Genomic DNA, 16,759 nt, shown 5'->3' on the forward strand with positions numbered 1-16,759 from the left:
CTTTTTTTATTGTATTAATTCAAAGTATTTACCTGGCAAAGGACGTACAATCCCCCTTAATTCTAAGTTTAGCAAAGCTGTACTAACTTTATAAATAGGCATTTCGCAGTTTAAAGCTATCATATCTAACAACTCCCTTTCACAAGTAACCAAATAGTCATAAACCTTTTGTTCATCATCCGACAAGTCTAAAAATAACATCGGCTGAATTACTTTTGGCTTCTTTGTAATCTGGTCCCAATTCAAAGTTTCTACTATATCATTCGCACTGCTAAGCAATTGTGCTCTATTATTGCGTATTACCAAATTACATCCTTGGCTCATCACATCTGTAATACGTCCAGGGACAGCAAAAACATCCCGATTATAATCATTTGCAAAAGTTACAGTACTCATAGAACCTCCCTTAATAGCACTTTCTATAACAATTACAGCTTGAGACATCCCTGCCACAATGCGATTGCGCTGTATAAAATTTTCACGCTCAACACGACTATTCATCCAAAACTCACTAATCAAACTCCCTCCTTTCTCTTCTATTTGTCTGGCTATACTGTAATGTCTTTCTGGGTAAATACGATTCAACCCATGTCCCAAAACAGCATAAGTATCTAACCCCTCTTCTAAAGCTGCTGTATGGGCACAAACATCGATCCCATAAGCCAATCCACTAATGATTACCGGATTATAATCTTTTAAATCACTAATCAATTGTTCGCAAAACTCAACTCCCCTCTTACTCGGGTTTCTCGTCCCTATAATACTTATTACTCGTCTATTATTAAATTCAAAATTAGCATTAGAATGAAATAACATAATTGGTGAATCATCGCACTCTCGCAACAAATTAGGGTAATGAGGATCTTTATAATAGCAAATAGACAATCCTTGATTTTGAATAGCCTTTAATTCTAATTCTGCTCTTTGAAGCACCAAAGGATCGTGTATTTTATTCCACAATACCGTTCCAACTTGATGTACTTGCATAATTTCTTTTTGACTTGCTTGAAAAATTGCCTTAGGCGATTCGAAGTAATCTATTAATCTCTTTGCAGTAACTGGCCCAATCCCAGCAACGGTTTGCAAAGCTAAAGTGTAAAACAATTTTTCTTCTTCCATAAATACTTTTGATATATATTCGAACTCTTTGTATCTTCACTAAATATCCTCAAAAACCTATCCAAAAACTTCAAAAAGTAAGATGCTATTAGTTTCTTTCTATCTTTGTAAGAATCTAATACTGATAAACTTAAAAGTAATTATAAATATTTATGAATATTTTTTTGTTTCAGCTATTGTTTAATGTAATTTTGTCTTTATGAAGATCGAGAAATACATATCAGCTTTATTATACAGATACCAGTGTGTGATCATACCGGGGTTCGGAGCATTTTTGACAGAGACTAAGTCATCATACTACAATGAAGAGGAACAAGCATTTTTTCCTCCTCAAAAAATGATGTCTTTTAATGCAAATGTTAAGCACAATGATGGGCTATTAGCTAATCATATCGCTATGCAAGAAAAAATCAGTTATGACGAAGCAGTTAAGTACATCACTTTAGCTGTTAAAGGTTGGGATAAAGAATTAAGCAACTTAGGTAGTTTAACTTTGTCAACTATTGGGGCTTTCCAATGTAATAGCGAAGGAAGCTTGGTTTTTGAACCTACTTCAAATAGCAATTACTTAATGACTTCTTTTGGATTGTCTTCTGTAATGGCATCTTCTGTTGATAGAGTTGCAACAATTCCTTTACAAGAAACTGTAGCAGTTCCTCAACTAAGAAAGAAAAGCAAATATGCATTTGTAAAATACGCTGCTGTTATTACACTTTTCTTAGGTGTTGGTAGTGTTATTGCAGATAAAGGTTATGATGCTTATTTAAACGATCAATCATACACAATTGAAAAAAACGTACAATCAAAAGTTCAAGATAAGATACAACAAGCAACGTTTATCATTGAGCCAAGTGCCACAACAATATCAATTCCTGTTAGAGAAGAAGTAATCATTTCTACAGAATTGGCAAAACCATATCATATTGTTGCTTGTGCTTTTAGAAGCAAACAAGCCTCTGAAGAAGAAGCGGTTAAATTGCAAAACAAAGGTTTTGAAGGTGCTACAGCACTAGCTCGTACAAAATATGGAATGTACCCTGTTTCTTATGGAGGTTTTGAAACACAAGGTGATGCTCAAAAAGAATTAAAGAAAATCCACCGTTCTACAAATAAAGATGCTTGGATTTTAGTACAATAAATAGTTAAACATTAGTCCCGTAACTGAAAAGTTGCGGGATTTTTTGTTTAATGTCTCTATATTTGCCGAAAACAATTATAATGGAAGCAAAATTAGTATCAGAATCAGCTACATTGATGACTGACCTTGTTCTACCAGGAGAAACAAACCCTTTAAACAATATGTTTGGTGGTGAGTTATTGGCTCGTATGGATAGAGCTGCAGGAATTGCTGCAAGACGCCACTCTCGTCGCGTTTGTGTTACTGCATCAGTAAATCACGTGGCATTCAATAGACCTATCCCCCTTGGCAGTGTTGTTACTGTAGAAGCAAAAATATCTCGTGCATTTAACTCTTCTATGGAGGTATATTTAGATGTTTGGATTGAAGACCGCGAGTCAGGTATCAAGAAAAAAGCAAATGAAGCAATCTATACTTTTGTTGCTGTTGATGATACAGGACACCCTGTTTCTATTCCGGAGATTATTCCACAAACAGACATTGAAAAAGAGCGTTTTGTTGGGGCATTAAGACGTAAACAATTAAGCCTTGTTATTGCAGGTAAAATGAAACCATCTGAAGCAACTGAATTAAAAGCGTTATTTAACGAATAAAGATTATGAAAAAAATACTTTACTTTTTATTAGCAGCGTTATTCACTTTACAAACTGCTAATGTATTTGCTTGGGGAACTACTGGTCACCGAGTAGTAGCTGAACTTGCAGAGAGAAATCTTACGAAGAAAGCTAAAAAACAATTGAAACAAATTATTGGAAACCAACAACTTGCTTACTGGGCAAACTGGCCTGACTTTTTAAAGTCTGATCCTACTTGGAAATTCTCTGATAGCTGGCATTATATCAATTTACCTGGTCATTTAGACCGCCATGCTTTTGATCAAGAGTTAGCGAATTCTACGGATAAAAACTTATACAAAAGAGCGCTATTGTTGATCGAAGAGTTGAAAGATAAAAACTTACCACTTGCTAAAAAACAAGAGAATTTATACTTCTTAATCCACATTATTGGAGATGCTCATCAACCTTTACACATTGGTAGATTAGACGATTTAGGAGGAAACCGCGTAAAATTAGAATGGTTTAGAAAACCAACTAACTTACACAGTATTTGGGACTCTTCTTTGGTTGACTTTGACAAATATAGCTATACTGAGTATGCTACTGTTTTAGATGTACACGGAAAAGCATACAATCAAAAATTAACTGACGGAGGAATTGAAGATTGGATCTTTGATTCATACACAATGGCTAACAAGATTTATGACAGCGTTGAAGCTGAAGAATCTTTAAGCTATAAATACCATTTTAATCACAAAGATGATGTTGAAAATCAATTATTAAAAGGAGGTTTGCGCTTAGCAAAAGTTCTAAACGAAATTTTCAAGTAATCATTTGACACAATACAAAAGGGCGAAGTAATTAATTACTTCGCCCTTTTTATTTGACTTTATCTTATTGTTATCTGCTATAACTCGACCTTGATGATGATGAGCTTGAACGTGATGACGATGACGGTGCTGAATAAGAAGATCTACTTGATCCTGACGAACTACCGCTATAATTACTTCTTGACGATGAACTGCTACTTCCTGAGTTAGTATTTGATCGTGAATAATAACTGCTATTAAAGCTACTACTTGGCGAACTACTACTTCTGCTATAACTTGACCTAGAACTTGACGAAGTGCTTGGAGATGAGCCGTAATTGCTATTTGAGCCTTGACTATAATTACCTCTACGTGTTGAATTACTATTGAATGAGGAATTACTACTTGAAGAAGATGTACCTCTATCGTAATTTGATCTATTAGCAGATGAACTTGTAGAATAACTTGAACGACTTGAAGAAGAATTTGAGCTTCCTTCAACTTTATTTACTTCTCTATTATTTGAGCCGCTGTAATAATCACTACGACTACTTGATCCACTACCGCTTGTAGCATACTCACTTCTACTATTTCCGCGTTTATAATCAGTACTTCCACTATTTGAGCTACTATTCTCTCTGCTGTAATAATCACTTCTGCTATTTGATCCACTACCACTTGTAGCATATTCACTTCTGCTATTTCCGCGTTTGTAATCTGAGCTTCCGCTACTTGAATTACTATTCCCTCTGCTGTAATAATCGCTTCTGCTATTTGATCCACTGCCACTTGTAGCATACTCACTTCTGCTACTTCTGCTGCTTGTCAAATCAGCACGGTTATAATAATTACTCTCTCCATATCTCGTTTTAAACGAGTTGTTTGGATTTTGACGTTCATAATAATCTTGTCTAACATTAGAGTACATATATTCTGCTCTATTGCTATTTCTATACGGTCTATAGTAGTAATTGTTGTTTTGATTTATATGCACGTGTACGTGTGAAACATAGCGCCCGGTTGAATATGGAGCGTAGGCATAATAATAGTTTGGATAATAGTTCCAATACCAAGATGAATGATAAGGTCTGTAAGAAACACCCCAGAATAAACTAAACATAGGAGGCGTAGTTACATAAATAGGCTCGTAAATGTAGTTTGCTCCGTATAAATATGAATTCCCTACTACTTGCATATAAACTACTTTCTTGCGTTTATCCTTTTCTACTTCAATAGTTGCAACGTCTTGATATAAATCTTTGCCAAGAACAGCCTGAATAACAATTAAGTGCGTTCTACCCTCAACAACTTCTACAACTCGTAGATAATCTACATAACCATCCCCATTTAAGTCAAGGTTATTTATACGAGAATAAGGGTCATTTAACCTAAACTCAAAGTCAGCCAAATCAGAGGATTCTCCAAAAACAGAAGCCACTGCTTGAAGGTCTAAATTATCGCTAATATCATAGTTATTAGCCGTTACCACTGTTCTTTGTCCAAAAGACACAGAAAAACTGAGTGTTAAAAATAACAGTGTGATATAATGTAATGTTTTCATAATCTTCTCTTTTCACTTTACTATCTATTTAAAGCTTTGCAATAAATATACCGTAACAATTTAAAGCAAGGTACTGAAAAACAATATGTAAAAAGCTTAATAATTCCTTAAATACAAGGGAATTGTCCTAAAATGACGAAATCACTTTAATTATTTTAAAGGTTTAAGAAACAGTAAACTAAATAAAACACGATAACTAGTACATTTTTACTAATTTTGTACTATAATATAGTTTATATGATTGATAGAGAAGAAATAAATTTTGAACGTTCTGTAATCGTAGGTATCGTTACAAAAGATCAAGATGAGTCAAAACTTAATGAATATTTAGATGAATTAGAGTTTTTGACATATACGGCTGGAGGAGAAGTATATAAGCGCTTTACACAGAAAATGGAAAAGCCTAACCCTAAGACCTTTGTTGGAACAGGGAAAATGGAAGAAATCCACCACTATATAGTAGAGAACGATATTCATACCGTAATATTTGATGATGAGCTTACACCAGCTCAACAAAAAAACGTTTCAAAAATATTAGATTGTAAGGTATTAGACCGCACCAACCTAATCTTAGATATATTCGCACAAAGAGCACAAACTTCTTATGCGAGAACACAAGTTGAATTAGCACAATTTCAATATTTACTACCTCGTCTTTCTGGAATGTGGACTCACTTAGAGAGACAGCGTGGAGGTATTGGTATGCGTGGTCCTGGGGAAACAGAGATTGAAACAGATAGACGTATCGTTCGTGATCGTATTACGCTATTGCGTGAAAAATTGAAAGTTATTGATAAACAAATGGCTTCACAAAGAGGAAATAGAGGTGCTATGGTACGTGTCGCTTTAGTCGGGTATACGAACGTAGGTAAATCTACTTTGATGAATACAATTGGTAAAAGTGAAGTATTTGTTGAGAACAAGCTCTTTGCTACCCTTGATACTACAGTTCGTAAAATTGTAATAGGTAACTTGCCTTTCTTGCTTTCTGATACCGTTGGTTTTATTAGAAAACTACCTACACAGTTAGTAGAATCGTTCAAGAGTACCTTAGACGAGGTTAGAGAAGCAGATTTACTGTTACACGTAGTTGATATTTCTCACCACGACTTTGAAGACCATATCGAATCTGTAAATACAATTTTAAAGGATATCAAGAGTGATGATAAACCAACGATTATGGTGTTTAATAAAATAGATGCTTATAAGCCGGAAGTTATCGCTGAAGATGATTTAATGACTGAACGTACGTCACGCCACTACACAATTGAAGAGTGGAAAAAAACGTGGATGAACAAAGTTGGGGAGAATAATGCAATCTTTATTTCTGCAACAAATAAAGAAAATATGGAGGAATTTAGAAAGAAATTATATGAAGCTGCACGTGAGATTCATATCACTAGATTTCCTTATAACAACTTTTTATTCCCTGATTATGACCACTTAATAGAGGGGTCTGATAGTGAATAAAATATTTGTTCATAAAAAAAATTATAAAGTAACCTTGTGTAATAATATTTTTTCTATTTTTACACTATTGCTAAAAAGCTGATTATATGTATTTATCATTGAACAATAATTTCTCTAATAATAATTTGAATTGTGTATACGATTTGAAGAGGGAAGCTATTGGCAATGATTAAAGTTAATTATATATTATTTCATTATCCGTTTAAAGGCTCCTCTCTGAGGAGCCTTTTTTTATTTAAAAAATTCAAACCTAAATATCATGAGTAAAAAACAAATTTTACAGACCGAAAAATCAATTGCATTAGTAAAAGACTTCTTTTCTAAAAACTTATGCAATTCTTTGAACTTGTATCCTATTTCATCTCCGATGATTGTAAATGAAGGAACAGGAATCAATGATGACTTAAACGGTGTGGAGCGAGCTGTCTCTTTTCCTGTAAAGTTTCTTAACAATGATCGAGGTGTTGTCGTACATTCACTAGCCAAATGGAAAAGAATTAGACTAGAAGAGTTAGGCCTTGATGTACACGAAGGTATTCTAACAGACATGAGAGCGCTTAGACCTGACGAAGATAGTAGCCCAATACACTCAATTTATGTTGACCAATGGGATTGGGAATTAAAGATTGAAGATAAAGATCGCAACCTTGCATTTCTTAAATCTATCGTTCGCAAATTATATCAAGTGTTGTTAGAAACAGAGGAACAAGTTTGGAAAGAATTAAAAATAGAACGTATTCTACCTGAATCGATCTCTTTTATTCATTCTGAACAATTATTACAGCGTTATCCTACTCTATCTCCAAAAGACAGAGAACACGCCATAGCGAAAGAATATGGCGCTGTTTTCATTCTGGGAATTGGACACAAATTATCAAACGGAGAGCAACACGACAGTAGAGCTTCTGATTATGATGATTGGAGTACAGAAACAGAGGGAGGATACAAAGGATTAAATGGTGATTTATTAGTTTGGGATCCTATTCTAAACAGATCATTAGAACTATCTTCTATGGGAATCAGAGTAAACAAAGAAGTTCTTTTAAAACAATTAGAGATTACACAATCTTTAGAAAAGAAAAACTTACTTTACCACAGTATGTTATTACAAGATAAATTACCATTGTGCATTGGTGGTGGTTTAGGTCAATCAAGAATCTGTATGTTCTTATTGAGAAAAAGACATATTGGAGAGGTACAAGCAAGCTTATGGCCTCAAGACGTAAGAATTGAAGCTGAAAAACAAGGAATCAATTTATTATAATAAAAAAGCTCGGTAGAAAACTACCGAGCTTTTTTATTTTATTACAAATTCTAATCAGATTAGAAATTATAGTTTACTCCTAAACCAACCATTTCTCTAATTTGAAATCCTTGGAATGCAAGGTCATCATATATAGTTTGGAATGTTAAGTTAGTAGAAAGATATTTATTAATCTTCATTACTACGTTTAACTGGTAATCAAGAACAACGTTCTGAGGGTCTTTTAAATAGTTAGAATACAAGTTTAAGATGTTTTCAACTGAAACGTTTTCCATAACATTTAATTTATAGTAAGCGTTTACAGACATACCTAATTGGTATTCCATTGATTTTCCTTCTTTTACACCAAAAGCAGCGCCATTTTCTGTGAAGTGACTGTGAACAAAGATAAATCTTGATGTAGCTGGAGCAATGTTAACTTTTAAGTTATCATCTTTTTTCCATAACATACCAGGACCTATTTGTAAATAAGCAGGAGACATAAAGTGAGAATTTCTAATTCCATTTTTGTCAATACCAGCATCCATCTGTGTTTTGAAATTCAAAAACGCAGAGTAGTACCAGTTATTAGATGCTTGTTTACCTAATAAAGAGTTTAACTCTAAACGGTCATTTGTTTTCTTTTGTTTATCTCCTTTTAACTTAGAGATACCGTAACTTACCATAGCTTTGTTATCCCAAGTCCAATCATCTTTCTTGTAATTCAAATCATAATTTACGTTAACGTTACCAGACAGGTTATTATCCCCACCAGCTTGCCAATTTGAAAAACTTGATTGATTTACTAAGAAATTAAAATTTCCTTTTGATGTCCAATTGCTTGTATTTTCTACAGTTTCAGCTTCTTGAGCCTGAACCGAAAATGAAGCAAAAACAGCTAATAATCCTAAAACAATTTTCTTCATAGTTATTTACTTTTTGTGCAAAACTAATAAGAAAATGCTAAAAAGAAAAACTATCAACCTCTTTTTACCGCTCTCTTGAAAACAGGAACAGCCGAACAAGCCTCTCCAAACATCACAGAACGTGCATGATTCATCATTAATTGAGTAGCTAAAACATAAGCCTCTTCAGGAATCTCTTTTTTTGAACATCCTTTAATAATTACAGGTAAATCAGCATACTGTGTATAGTCTATTGCAAATAACAATTCTTGGAAAATAGAACTTTCTAAATGATGCTTATCTCCTAAATAAACGCGTTTTGCAACTGGTTGTAGATGGCTTGTTAAAACCATATATGCCCAACCTGGTAAGATAGCATCTGTAGAACAATGTAATCCTACATAAGCATCTTGATAGATAGACCAATCAACTTCTTTCAAAGCAGCTCTAAAGTCTTTCTCTCTAAGAACAAAACCTTCATAAAGCCATTGCGCAATATCAATCTCCATTCTCGGATTTGTTGGATAAATATCCTCTAAATCGAAAACAACAAGAGCACTATTGGCTACTTTATTTACAATTTCTCCTTCCATGATTATAACATTCCCAATTCTAACTTAGCTTCTTCACTCATCAAGTCTTTAGTCCAAGATGGGTCAAATGTCAACTCAACCTCTACTCCTTTTACGTTGTCGATTGATTTTACTTTCTCTTCTACTTCCATTGGTAACGTTTCAGCCACTGGACAGTTTGGAGAAGTCAAAGTCATTAAAATCTTTACATCGTGAGTTTCGTTTACAAATACATCGTAAATTAAACCTAACTCGTAAATATCTACTGGAATTTCAGGGTCATAAATAGTTTTTAAAACACGAACTATATTTTCTCCTAATTGTTGTACATCAATTGCTTCCATACCTTAACTTTTCTATTTTTAGTGCTTAGCTTGATAAGCTAAAGCATACATTCTTATTTGTTTAACCATTGATACTAAACCATTTGCACGTGTTGGCGACAAATGTTCTTTCAACCCTATCTCATCAATAAAAGACAGGTCTGCATTTAAAATATCTTCCGTTTTGTGACCTGAAAATACGCGAATTAAAATTGCGATAATCCCTTTCGTTAAAATTGCATCACTATTAGCAGTAAACACAATATTTCCATTTGACTCCTCTGCATGTAACCAAACTTGTGATTGGCATCCTTTAATTAGGTTCTCTTCTACTTGATACTGTGCATCAATCAACGGAAGTCCTTTTCCTAATTCGATGATATACTCATATCGTTCCATCCAATCGTCAAACATTGAAAACTCATCAATGATTTCCTCTTGAGTTTCTTTAATTGTCATATTGTTGTAATTATTTTATTTCTCTATTTATGATAACATCATTTTTGCTTTTTTCACTGCAGCAATGAATGTATCGATCTCTTCTTTTGTATTGTAAAAACTAAAAGAGGCTCTAATCGTACCCGGAATACCAAAGAAATCCATGATTGGTTGTGTACAGTGATGCCCTGTTCGTACAGCAACACCTAATTTATCTACAATAACACCAATATCATACGGGTGAATACCGTCAATATTAAACGAAATAACAGACGCTTTTTCTTTTGCTGTTCCTATAATCTTAACCCCTTCAATTTCAAGTAACTTCTCAGTTCCATAAACCAATAGTTCGTGTTCATAAGCAGCAATATTATCGAAACCAATCTCATTCATATAATCAAGAGCATATCCTAAAACAATTCCTCCTGCAATATTTGGTGTTCCCGCTTCAAATTTATGAGGCAAACACGCATAAGTAGTCTTTTCAAAAGTAACTGTCTTAATCATCTCTCCTCCACCTTGATAAGGAGGCAATTGATTTAACCACTCTTCTTTTCCATATAACACTCCAGTCCCCGTTGGTCCACATACTTTATGTCCTGAAAATACATAAAAATCACAATCTAATGCCTGCACATCCGGTTTAATATGTGGCGTAGCCTGAGCACCATCAATTAAAACAGCAGCTCCAACTTCGTGCGCTTTCTTAATGATGTATTCAATCGGATTAATAGTTCCTAATGCATTTGAAATATGATTAACAGCTACAACTTTTGTGTTTTTAGAAAGCAACTTATCATACTCATCCATTAAAAGCTCTCCGTTTTGATTCATTGGAATAACTTTTAATGTAGCACCTGAACGCTCACAAGCAAATTGCCAAGGCACAATATTAGAATGGTGTTCCATAGCAGAGATTATAATCTCATCTCCTTCTTTCAACAAAGCACCAAACCCATTAGCAACCAGGTTAATACCAAATGTAGTACCTGCTGTAAAAATTATCTCTCTATCCTCTTTCGCATTAAGATGCGCTTTTATTTTTTGTCGTGATTCTTCATACGCATCTGTAGCCAATTGACTAAGCGTATGTACTCCTCTGTGAATATTTGCATTTATCGTTTCATAATACTCAACAATAGCATCCTCAACCACTTTTGGTTTTTGCGCTGTTGCTGCATTATCGAAATACACTAAAGGCTTTCCATTTACTTTTTGTTTAAGAATTGGAAAATCCTCTCTAATCTTATTTATATCTAACATGCTATTACCCTTTTTATTATATCAATAAAATATTGACTCGTTTAAATAACAACTTTAGAAGCAAAGATAATAATTCATAAGCTTTGATGCTTATAATAATAATTTAAAATTAATCTAAATATGTTTTGTATAGCTTGAAAAAGATTTTATTTTTGCTACAATTTAGATTTAATACAAATAACTACTGTAATGAAAAACCTAACAGCTTTATTCCTGGTTGCAATCTCTCTATTGAGTTGCAATCAAAACAAAAAACAAGAGTCAACTGATTCTATTGAAGTCAAAACAGAACGCATTATATCATTAAATGGCGCAATAACAGAGATACTTGCAGATTTAGGAGAAAAACAAAACATTGTAGCAGTTGATGTTACAAGTACTTTTCCAGAAGACCTAAAACAAACGGCAACTGATTTAGGACATACATCTAAAATATCAATTGAAAGCATTATGGCGTTAAATCCAAGTATTTTATACGCTACAGAAAAAGATATAACAGATGATATGAAAGCTCAATTGCAAAAATCAGGTATCCGTTTAGAAATCATTAAACAAGTTTTCACAGTTAATGGTACAAAAGATATGATTAAAACCATTGCAGAATCGTTAAATAAAACAGATTATGACCACTTACTTACGCGCATTGACAAAGACTTAGAGGGGTTACACAAGTTTGAAAAACAACCGAAGGTCTTATTCATCTACGCAAGAGGTGCTGCAACCTTATTAGTAGCTGGAGACGAAACTCCTGTAAACAATGTGATTTCATTAGCAGGAGGAATTAATGCTGTAACTGAATTCAAAGATTTCAAACCTCTTACACCAGAGTCGTTATTGAATAGCAACCCTGACTATATCTTAATGTTTACAACAGGTTTAGAAAGTATGGGAGGCATTGATGGAGTCCTTAAAATAGACGGTATTAATCAAACTAATGCAGGTAAAAACAAAAAAGTTATCGCAATGGACGGTCAATTATTAGCTGGTTTTGGTCCAAGAGTTGGTCAAGCCGCAAAAGAATTAAATCACTTATTATCAGAATAATAAAATGCAGAAAAAACTCTCATTTTACGTTATTTGTCTAATTACAATACTTGTACTCATAGCAATAGCGTCTATTTTTATAGGAGTTTACCAATTTGAAGAGGGAGCTTTTCAAACGATTTACAAAATTCTATTTACACAAGAAGCAGTAAAAGCGAGTGACTACTACGTCTTTTTTGACGTGAGATTACCACGAATACTAATGGCTATATTAACTGGAGCAGGTCTTTCCCTTGCGGGGACCTGTTTACAGGGAATGTTTAAAAACCCTTTAGCTTCGCCTGATTTAATTGGAATAACAGCAGGATCTGTCTTATTCGCAGCAATTACGATCGTATTAGGTAGTTATGTCAAAGCTATTGTTCCTGAAGTTATTCACTACTCCCTTTTAAGCATAATGAGCTTTATAGGGGCTATGGTTACAATGACATTTGTATATAAAATGTCAACACAAGCAGGAAAAACAAATGTTAGTATTTTATTGCTATCAGGTGTTGCAATTACATCGCTAACAGGCGCGGCAACAGGACTACTAACTTATGTATCCGACGAAGAAGAACTGAGAAACTTAACGTTTTGGACACTTGGTAGTTTGGCTGGTGCAACGTGGACTAAGGTTGCTATCCTTGGGATTGTCATCTTTGGTGCACTTATTTTCTTAATAAACAAAGGAAAGGCTTTAAATGCAATGATGCTTGGAGAAAGAGATGCCTCACATTTAGGAATTCCCGTTGAAACCATCAAAAAGCGCATCGTTTTACTATCTGCTTTAATGGTAGGAACAGCAGTCGCATTTACGGGAACTATCGGGTTTGTAGGATTAATTGTACCTTATATCTTGCGATTAATCTTTAAATCAAACTACTATTTCATCTTGCCGTTATCTACTGTTTGTGGAAGCATCCTTTTGTTAGTGGCAGATACATTAAGTAGAACCATCGTTCCTCCGTCTGAAGTTCCAATCGGAATATTAACATCTATTATGGGAGCACCCGTATTTATAGCTATTTTAATCCGCTTTAAAAAATCTTTATAATTATGATTGAAGCACAAAAAGTCAACTATAAGTCTAAAGAAAACTATATCATTAACAACATAGATTTCGACTGTCAAGCAGGAGAATTTATAGCTATACTGGGTCCGAATGGAGCTGGTAAATCAACTTTTTTAAGTGTCTTAGCCGACGAATTACACGAAAAAGGCAATAAGATTTTACTGAAATCTTGCGATTATACTAAGTGGTGTAAAAAAGAACTTCCAAAGCATAAAGCGAAATTCTCTCAACACCACAATGGCGACATCCCCCTAAATGTAGAGGATGTTGTTATGATGGGAAGATATCCTTACTTTGACCATATCCCTTCTGAAAATGACAAAAAAGCAATTCAAGATAGTATGGAATGCATAGATATTTGTCCACTAAAAGAACGAGAGTACAATCACTTGTCAGGAGGAGAAAAACAACGTGTACACTTAGCAAGGGTATTATCCCAATTGACGAATGATATCGAAAACAAGCTATTATTTTTAGACGAGCCTTTAAACAACTTAGACGTTCTCCACCAACACAAGATTTTAGACTTAATCAAATCTTTTACAGCAAAAGGAAACACAGCAATAGTTGTAATACACGACCTAAATTTAGCTGCTCAATTTGCAGATAAAATATTACTTTTAGAAAAAGGGAAGAAAGTTATTTACGATACACCTCAGAATGTTTTAACACAAGAAATCATCACAAAAGTTTACAACTTTCCTTGTATCGTTACTCAAAACCCTGTCAACAATAACCCGCTAATTATATTTGGCGTTTAAAAACAACAACAATGAACACAGAAACACTTACCTTAAAACAACGTTGGGATGCTTTAAAAGCAGAAAATCCAACTATGAGAATACGCAATGCTGCTCAAGCATTGAAAGCAAGTGAAATGGAATTATTAGCAACACAAGTGGGTGATACAGTTACACGTTTACAACCTTCTTTTGTTGAAATTTTATCAGAAGTTGAAACACTTGGTAAAGTAATGGCTTTAACTCGAAATGATGAATGTGTACACGAACGCAAAGGAGTTTACAGCAATCCGGACTTTTCATCACCACACGCTGGATTATTTGTAAACCCAGATATTGATTTAAGAATATTCTTAAGCCATTGGAAAAAAGCTTTTGCTGTAGTAGAACAAGCAGGAGATAAACCAAGAAAGAGTTTACAATTCTTTGGAAAAGACGGAGAAGCAATTCATAAAATATACCTTGTGCCTCAAAGTAATGATGAAGCATTTGATGCTTTAGTATCAAAATACAAGTCAGACGACCAAAGTACAGTTGAAACAACAGAAGCTTATATTCCAAGTTTAGACGAACGTTTAGATGAAGAAATAGACGTAGAAGGATTTCGTCAAGGGTGGAAAGATTTAAAAGATACACACGACTTTTATATGTTGTTGAGAAAATACAATGTAACAAGAACTCAAGCATTGCGTTTAGCTCCTGATGATTACTTTGCTAAGCAAATTTCAAAAGATGCTATTGTTACAATGTTAGAAACAGCAGCAGAAAAAGAGTTGCCAATTATGGTGTTTGTAGGAAACAGAGGAAACATTCAAATCCACACAGGACCAGTGAAACGCACAATGTGGCATCAACAATGGTACAATGTTTTAGATCCAGATTTCAATATGCACTTAGATATGGATAAAATCAACCAAGTTTGGGTAGTAAGAAAACCAACAGAAGACGGTATTGTTACATCCATTGAAGTCTTCAACGAAATCGGAGAAATCATTGTTCAGTTCTTTGGAAAAAGAAAACCAGGAATACCAGAATTAGAAGAATGGAGAGAAATAATCTCAACTTTAGAATAAGTTAAAAAAAGCAGAAGTTATCCTTCTGCTTTTTTTAATTTGAGTAGTTACTCAACTAAAACTACAAAAATCAAACAATAAAAAAATCACAAAAGCATTCCTTAAAATATAAGAATACCAAAAAATTATTGGTACAATAAATAAATAAAAAATAATCTAACTAAGACAACCAACTTAAAATTGATAATCACAAAAAAAACAATAAATTTAGTTATCAAACATTTGTTGATAACTATTCTTATCTCATAAATAAAAATACTTGAAATCAATGTCTTATTAGTTTAAATTAGCATAGCTAACTTAGTCGCTTTTAGAGCTTAAAACATCGCAATATTTACTATATTAGTACTTTACTACTTCACAGTAATTGATGTTTTTAGCCTATTCCAAGGCACTAATAGTATTAACCTCAATAAAAATAAAGCTATGTCTATTTTTGATAAAAGAGTTAACTACAAACCATTTGAATACCCGGGAATTTACCAATTTACTGAAGCAATCAATAAATCCTTTTGGGTCCATAGTGAAGTTGACTTCACTGCAGATACACAAGATTTCCACTCTCATTTAACAAGAGAAGAGCAACTGGCTATTAAACACAGTTTACTGGCTATTGCACAAATCGAAGTTGCTGTTAAAACCTTTTGGGGTAACTTATATCAACATTTCCCAAAACCTGAATTTAACGGTTTAGGAAGTACATTTGCTGAATGTGAATTTAGACATTCAGAAGCTTATTCAAGACTATTAGATGTGCTGGGTTACAATGATGAATTTGAAAACTTATTGACAGTTCCTGTTATTAAAGAACGTGTTGAATACTTATCTTCAGTATTAGAAAACTCAAGTAATCAAACAGATCGTAAGAAGTATATTGTTTCTCTTATCCTATTCTCTTTATTGATTGAAAACGTTTCTTTATTTAGTCAATTTGCAATCATTTTGTCTTTTACAAGATTTAAAGGGTATATGAAAAACGTTAGTAATATCATCGCTTGGACTTCAGTAGATGAACAAGTACACGCTAACGCAGGGATTTATATCATTAATATCGTTAAAAAAGAGTTCCCAGATTTCTTTGACGATGAACTTATCAACCACGTAAACGAGGTAATTGAGAAGTCAATTAATATTGAAAGCAAAATCTTAGACTGGATCTTTGAAGCAGGTGATATTGAAACAGTAAACAAGCACGATTTATTAAACTTTATGAAGTTTAGAGTAGATGAAAGTATGGAGAAAATTGGTCTGAAAAAAGTGTACAATATTTCATCAGAACAATACAATCCTATGGCTTGGTTTGAAGAAGAAGTATTTGCAAATAGCTTAGATGATTTCTTTGCTAAGAGACCTGTAGAATATACTAAACACGACAAGAGCTTTACAGCTGACGATTTATTCTAAATCGCAATTTCAAAAGGCTAATAAAACTTAAAAAAAAGAAAAAAAA

17 protein-coding genes are annotated in these 16,759 nt (G+C 33.6%); 10 read left to right on the forward strand and 7 right to left on the reverse strand.

Annotated features, from left to right (window positions below):
• Positions 1-6 precede the first annotated feature (6 nt).
• Positions 7-1,119 carry a DNA-processing protein DprA gene (dprA, locus tag BLT46_RS00430; RefSeq protein ID WP_090404507.1) on the reverse strand — a complete coding sequence of 371 codons (1,113 nt, stop codon included), beginning with the start codon at positions 1,117-1,119 and terminating at the stop codon, positions 7-9.
• 199 nt (positions 1,120-1,318) lie between these two features.
• Between dprA and BLT46_RS00435 the strand changes: the two genes are divergently transcribed.
• From BLT46_RS00435 to BLT46_RS00445, 3 genes are all read left to right on the forward strand, one after another.
• Entirely contained in the window at positions 1,319-2,257 is a 939-nt protein-coding gene (locus tag BLT46_RS00435; protein ID WP_090404515.1) for an HU domain-containing protein, read from the forward strand.
• A gap of 80 nt (positions 2,258-2,337) precedes the next feature.
• Positions 2,338-2,850 (forward strand): acyl-CoA thioesterase, encoded by a 513-nt coding sequence (locus BLT46_RS00440; RefSeq protein WP_090404519.1) that lies wholly within the window; start codon positions 2,338-2,340, stop codon positions 2,848-2,850.
• 5 nt (positions 2,851-2,855) lie between these two features.
• Positions 2,856-3,644: a S1/P1 nuclease gene (locus BLT46_RS00445; protein WP_090404522.1), complete on the forward strand. Its 789-nt coding sequence runs from the start codon at positions 2,856-2,858 to the stop codon at positions 3,642-3,644.
• Between the two features lie 70 nt (positions 3,645-3,714).
• Here the strand turns inward: BLT46_RS00445 and BLT46_RS00450 are convergent, their stop codons facing one another.
• Positions 3,715-5,184, reverse strand: coding sequence for a hypothetical protein (locus BLT46_RS00450; protein WP_090404525.1), 1,470 nt, complete (start codon positions 5,182-5,184; stop codon positions 3,715-3,717).
• Between the two features lie 237 nt (positions 5,185-5,421).
• Here BLT46_RS00450 and hflX point away from each other — a divergent pair, with 237 nt between their 5' ends.
• Positions 5,422-6,654 carry a GTPase HflX gene (hflX, locus tag BLT46_RS00455; RefSeq protein WP_090404528.1) on the forward strand — a complete coding sequence of 411 codons (1,233 nt, stop codon included), beginning with the start codon at positions 5,422-5,424 and terminating at the stop codon, positions 6,652-6,654.
• A gap of 259 nt (positions 6,655-6,913) precedes the next feature.
• Positions 6,914-7,918, forward strand: coding sequence for an aspartate--ammonia ligase (gene asnA / locus BLT46_RS00460; protein WP_090404531.1), 1,005 nt, complete (start codon positions 6,914-6,916; stop codon positions 7,916-7,918).
• 59 nt (positions 7,919-7,977) lie between these two features.
• Here asnA and BLT46_RS00465 read toward each other — a convergent pair whose 3' ends face one another.
• The 5 genes from BLT46_RS00465 to BLT46_RS00485 are packed head-to-tail and all read right to left on the reverse strand — an operon-like array spanning position 7,978 to position 11,398.
• Positions 7,978-8,823, reverse strand: coding sequence for a DUF3078 domain-containing protein (locus BLT46_RS00465; RefSeq protein WP_090404533.1), 846 nt, complete (start codon positions 8,821-8,823; stop codon positions 7,978-7,980).
• Between the two features lie 53 nt (positions 8,824-8,876).
• The gene (locus BLT46_RS00470; RefSeq protein WP_090404536.1) at positions 8,877-9,395 is read right to left on the reverse strand and encodes a DUF2480 family protein; all 519 of its coding nucleotides are present in this window, start codon (positions 9,393-9,395) and stop codon (positions 8,877-8,879) included.
• 2 nt (positions 9,396-9,397) lie between these two features.
• Complete coding sequence (locus tag BLT46_RS00475) at positions 9,398-9,718, reverse strand: iron-sulfur cluster assembly protein (protein WP_090404540.1); 321 nt, start codon at positions 9,716-9,718, stop codon at positions 9,398-9,400.
• Between the two features lie 18 nt (positions 9,719-9,736).
• A complete protein-coding gene (locus BLT46_RS00480) occupies positions 9,737-10,156 on the reverse strand; it encodes a SufE family protein (protein WP_090404543.1) in 420 nt (139 codons plus the stop codon).
• A gap of 27 nt (positions 10,157-10,183) precedes the next feature.
• A complete protein-coding gene (locus tag BLT46_RS00485; protein WP_090404546.1) occupies positions 10,184-11,398 on the reverse strand; it encodes an aminotransferase class V-fold PLP-dependent enzyme in 1,215 nt (404 codons plus the stop codon).
• A 189-nt stretch (positions 11,399-11,587) separates the two neighbouring features.
• Here BLT46_RS00485 and BLT46_RS00490 point away from each other — a divergent pair, with 189 nt between their 5' ends.
• The 5 genes from BLT46_RS00490 (at position 11,588) to BLT46_RS00510 (ending at position 16,713) form a co-directional block, all read left to right on the forward strand.
• A complete protein-coding gene (locus tag BLT46_RS00490; protein ID WP_090404549.1) occupies positions 11,588-12,442 on the forward strand; it encodes a heme/hemin ABC transporter substrate-binding protein in 855 nt (284 codons plus the stop codon).
• 4 nt (positions 12,443-12,446) lie between these two features.
• Complete coding sequence (locus BLT46_RS00495) at positions 12,447-13,478, forward strand: FecCD family ABC transporter permease (RefSeq protein WP_090404552.1); 1,032 nt, start codon at positions 12,447-12,449, stop codon at positions 13,476-13,478.
• A gap of 2 nt (positions 13,479-13,480) precedes the next feature.
• Positions 13,481-14,257, forward strand: coding sequence for a heme ABC transporter ATP-binding protein (locus BLT46_RS00500; protein ID WP_090404555.1), 777 nt, complete (start codon positions 13,481-13,483; stop codon positions 14,255-14,257).
• A gap of 11 nt (positions 14,258-14,268) precedes the next feature.
• Positions 14,269-15,309 (forward strand): hemin-degrading factor, encoded by a 1,041-nt coding sequence (locus BLT46_RS00505; protein WP_090404557.1) that lies wholly within the window; start codon positions 14,269-14,271, stop codon positions 15,307-15,309.
• A 426-nt stretch (positions 15,310-15,735) separates the two neighbouring features.
• Positions 15,736-16,713, forward strand: coding sequence for a ribonucleotide-diphosphate reductase subunit beta (locus tag BLT46_RS00510; protein ID WP_090404561.1), 978 nt, complete (start codon positions 15,736-15,738; stop codon positions 16,711-16,713).
• The last annotated feature ends 46 nt before the right edge of the window (positions 16,714-16,759 follow it).

It is taken from the genome of Myroides phaeus (genome assembly GCF_900099675.1).
Classification (GTDB): Bacteria; Bacteroidota; Bacteroidia; order Flavobacteriales; family Flavobacteriaceae; genus Flavobacterium; species Flavobacterium phaeum.

Coding starts and splice junctions, on each gene's coding strand:
- dprA (WP_090404507.1), bottom strand. CDS start 1,119: ATGGAAGAAGAAAAATTGTTTTACACTTTAGCTTTGCAAACCGTTGCT.
- BLT46_RS00435 (WP_090404515.1), top strand. CDS start 1,319: ATGAAGATCGAGAAATACATATCAGCTTTATTATACAGATACCAGTGT.
- BLT46_RS00440 (WP_090404519.1), top strand. CDS start 2,338: ATGGAAGCAAAATTAGTATCAGAATCAGCTACATTGATGACTGACCTT.
- BLT46_RS00445 (WP_090404522.1), top strand. CDS start 2,856: ATGAAAAAAATACTTTACTTTTTATTAGCAGCGTTATTCACTTTACAA.
- BLT46_RS00450 (WP_090404525.1), bottom strand. CDS start 5,184: ATGAAAACATTACATTATATCACACTGTTATTTTTAACACTCAGTTTT.
- hflX (WP_090404528.1), top strand. CDS start 5,422: ATGATTGATAGAGAAGAAATAAATTTTGAACGTTCTGTAATCGTAGGT.
- asnA (WP_090404531.1), top strand. CDS start 6,914: ATGAGTAAAAAACAAATTTTACAGACCGAAAAATCAATTGCATTAGTA.
- BLT46_RS00465 (WP_090404533.1), bottom strand. CDS start 8,823: ATGAAGAAAATTGTTTTAGGATTATTAGCTGTTTTTGCTTCATTTTCG.
- BLT46_RS00470 (WP_090404536.1), bottom strand. CDS start 9,395: ATGGAAGGAGAAATTGTAAATAAAGTAGCCAATAGTGCTCTTGTTGTT.
- BLT46_RS00475 (WP_090404540.1), bottom strand. CDS start 9,718: ATGGAAGCAATTGATGTACAACAATTAGGAGAAAATATAGTTCGTGTT.
- BLT46_RS00480 (WP_090404543.1), bottom strand. CDS start 10,156: ATGACAATTAAAGAAACTCAAGAGGAAATCATTGATGAGTTTTCAATG.
- BLT46_RS00485 (WP_090404546.1), bottom strand. CDS start 11,398: ATGTTAGATATAAATAAGATTAGAGAGGATTTTCCAATTCTTAAACAA.
- BLT46_RS00490 (WP_090404549.1), top strand. CDS start 11,588: ATGAAAAACCTAACAGCTTTATTCCTGGTTGCAATCTCTCTATTGAGT.
- BLT46_RS00495 (WP_090404552.1), top strand. CDS start 12,447: ATGCAGAAAAAACTCTCATTTTACGTTATTTGTCTAATTACAATACTT.
- BLT46_RS00500 (WP_090404555.1), top strand. CDS start 13,481: ATGATTGAAGCACAAAAAGTCAACTATAAGTCTAAAGAAAACTATATC.
- BLT46_RS00505 (WP_090404557.1), top strand. CDS start 14,269: ATGAACACAGAAACACTTACCTTAAAACAACGTTGGGATGCTTTAAAA.
- BLT46_RS00510 (WP_090404561.1), top strand. CDS start 15,736: ATGTCTATTTTTGATAAAAGAGTTAACTACAAACCATTTGAATACCCG.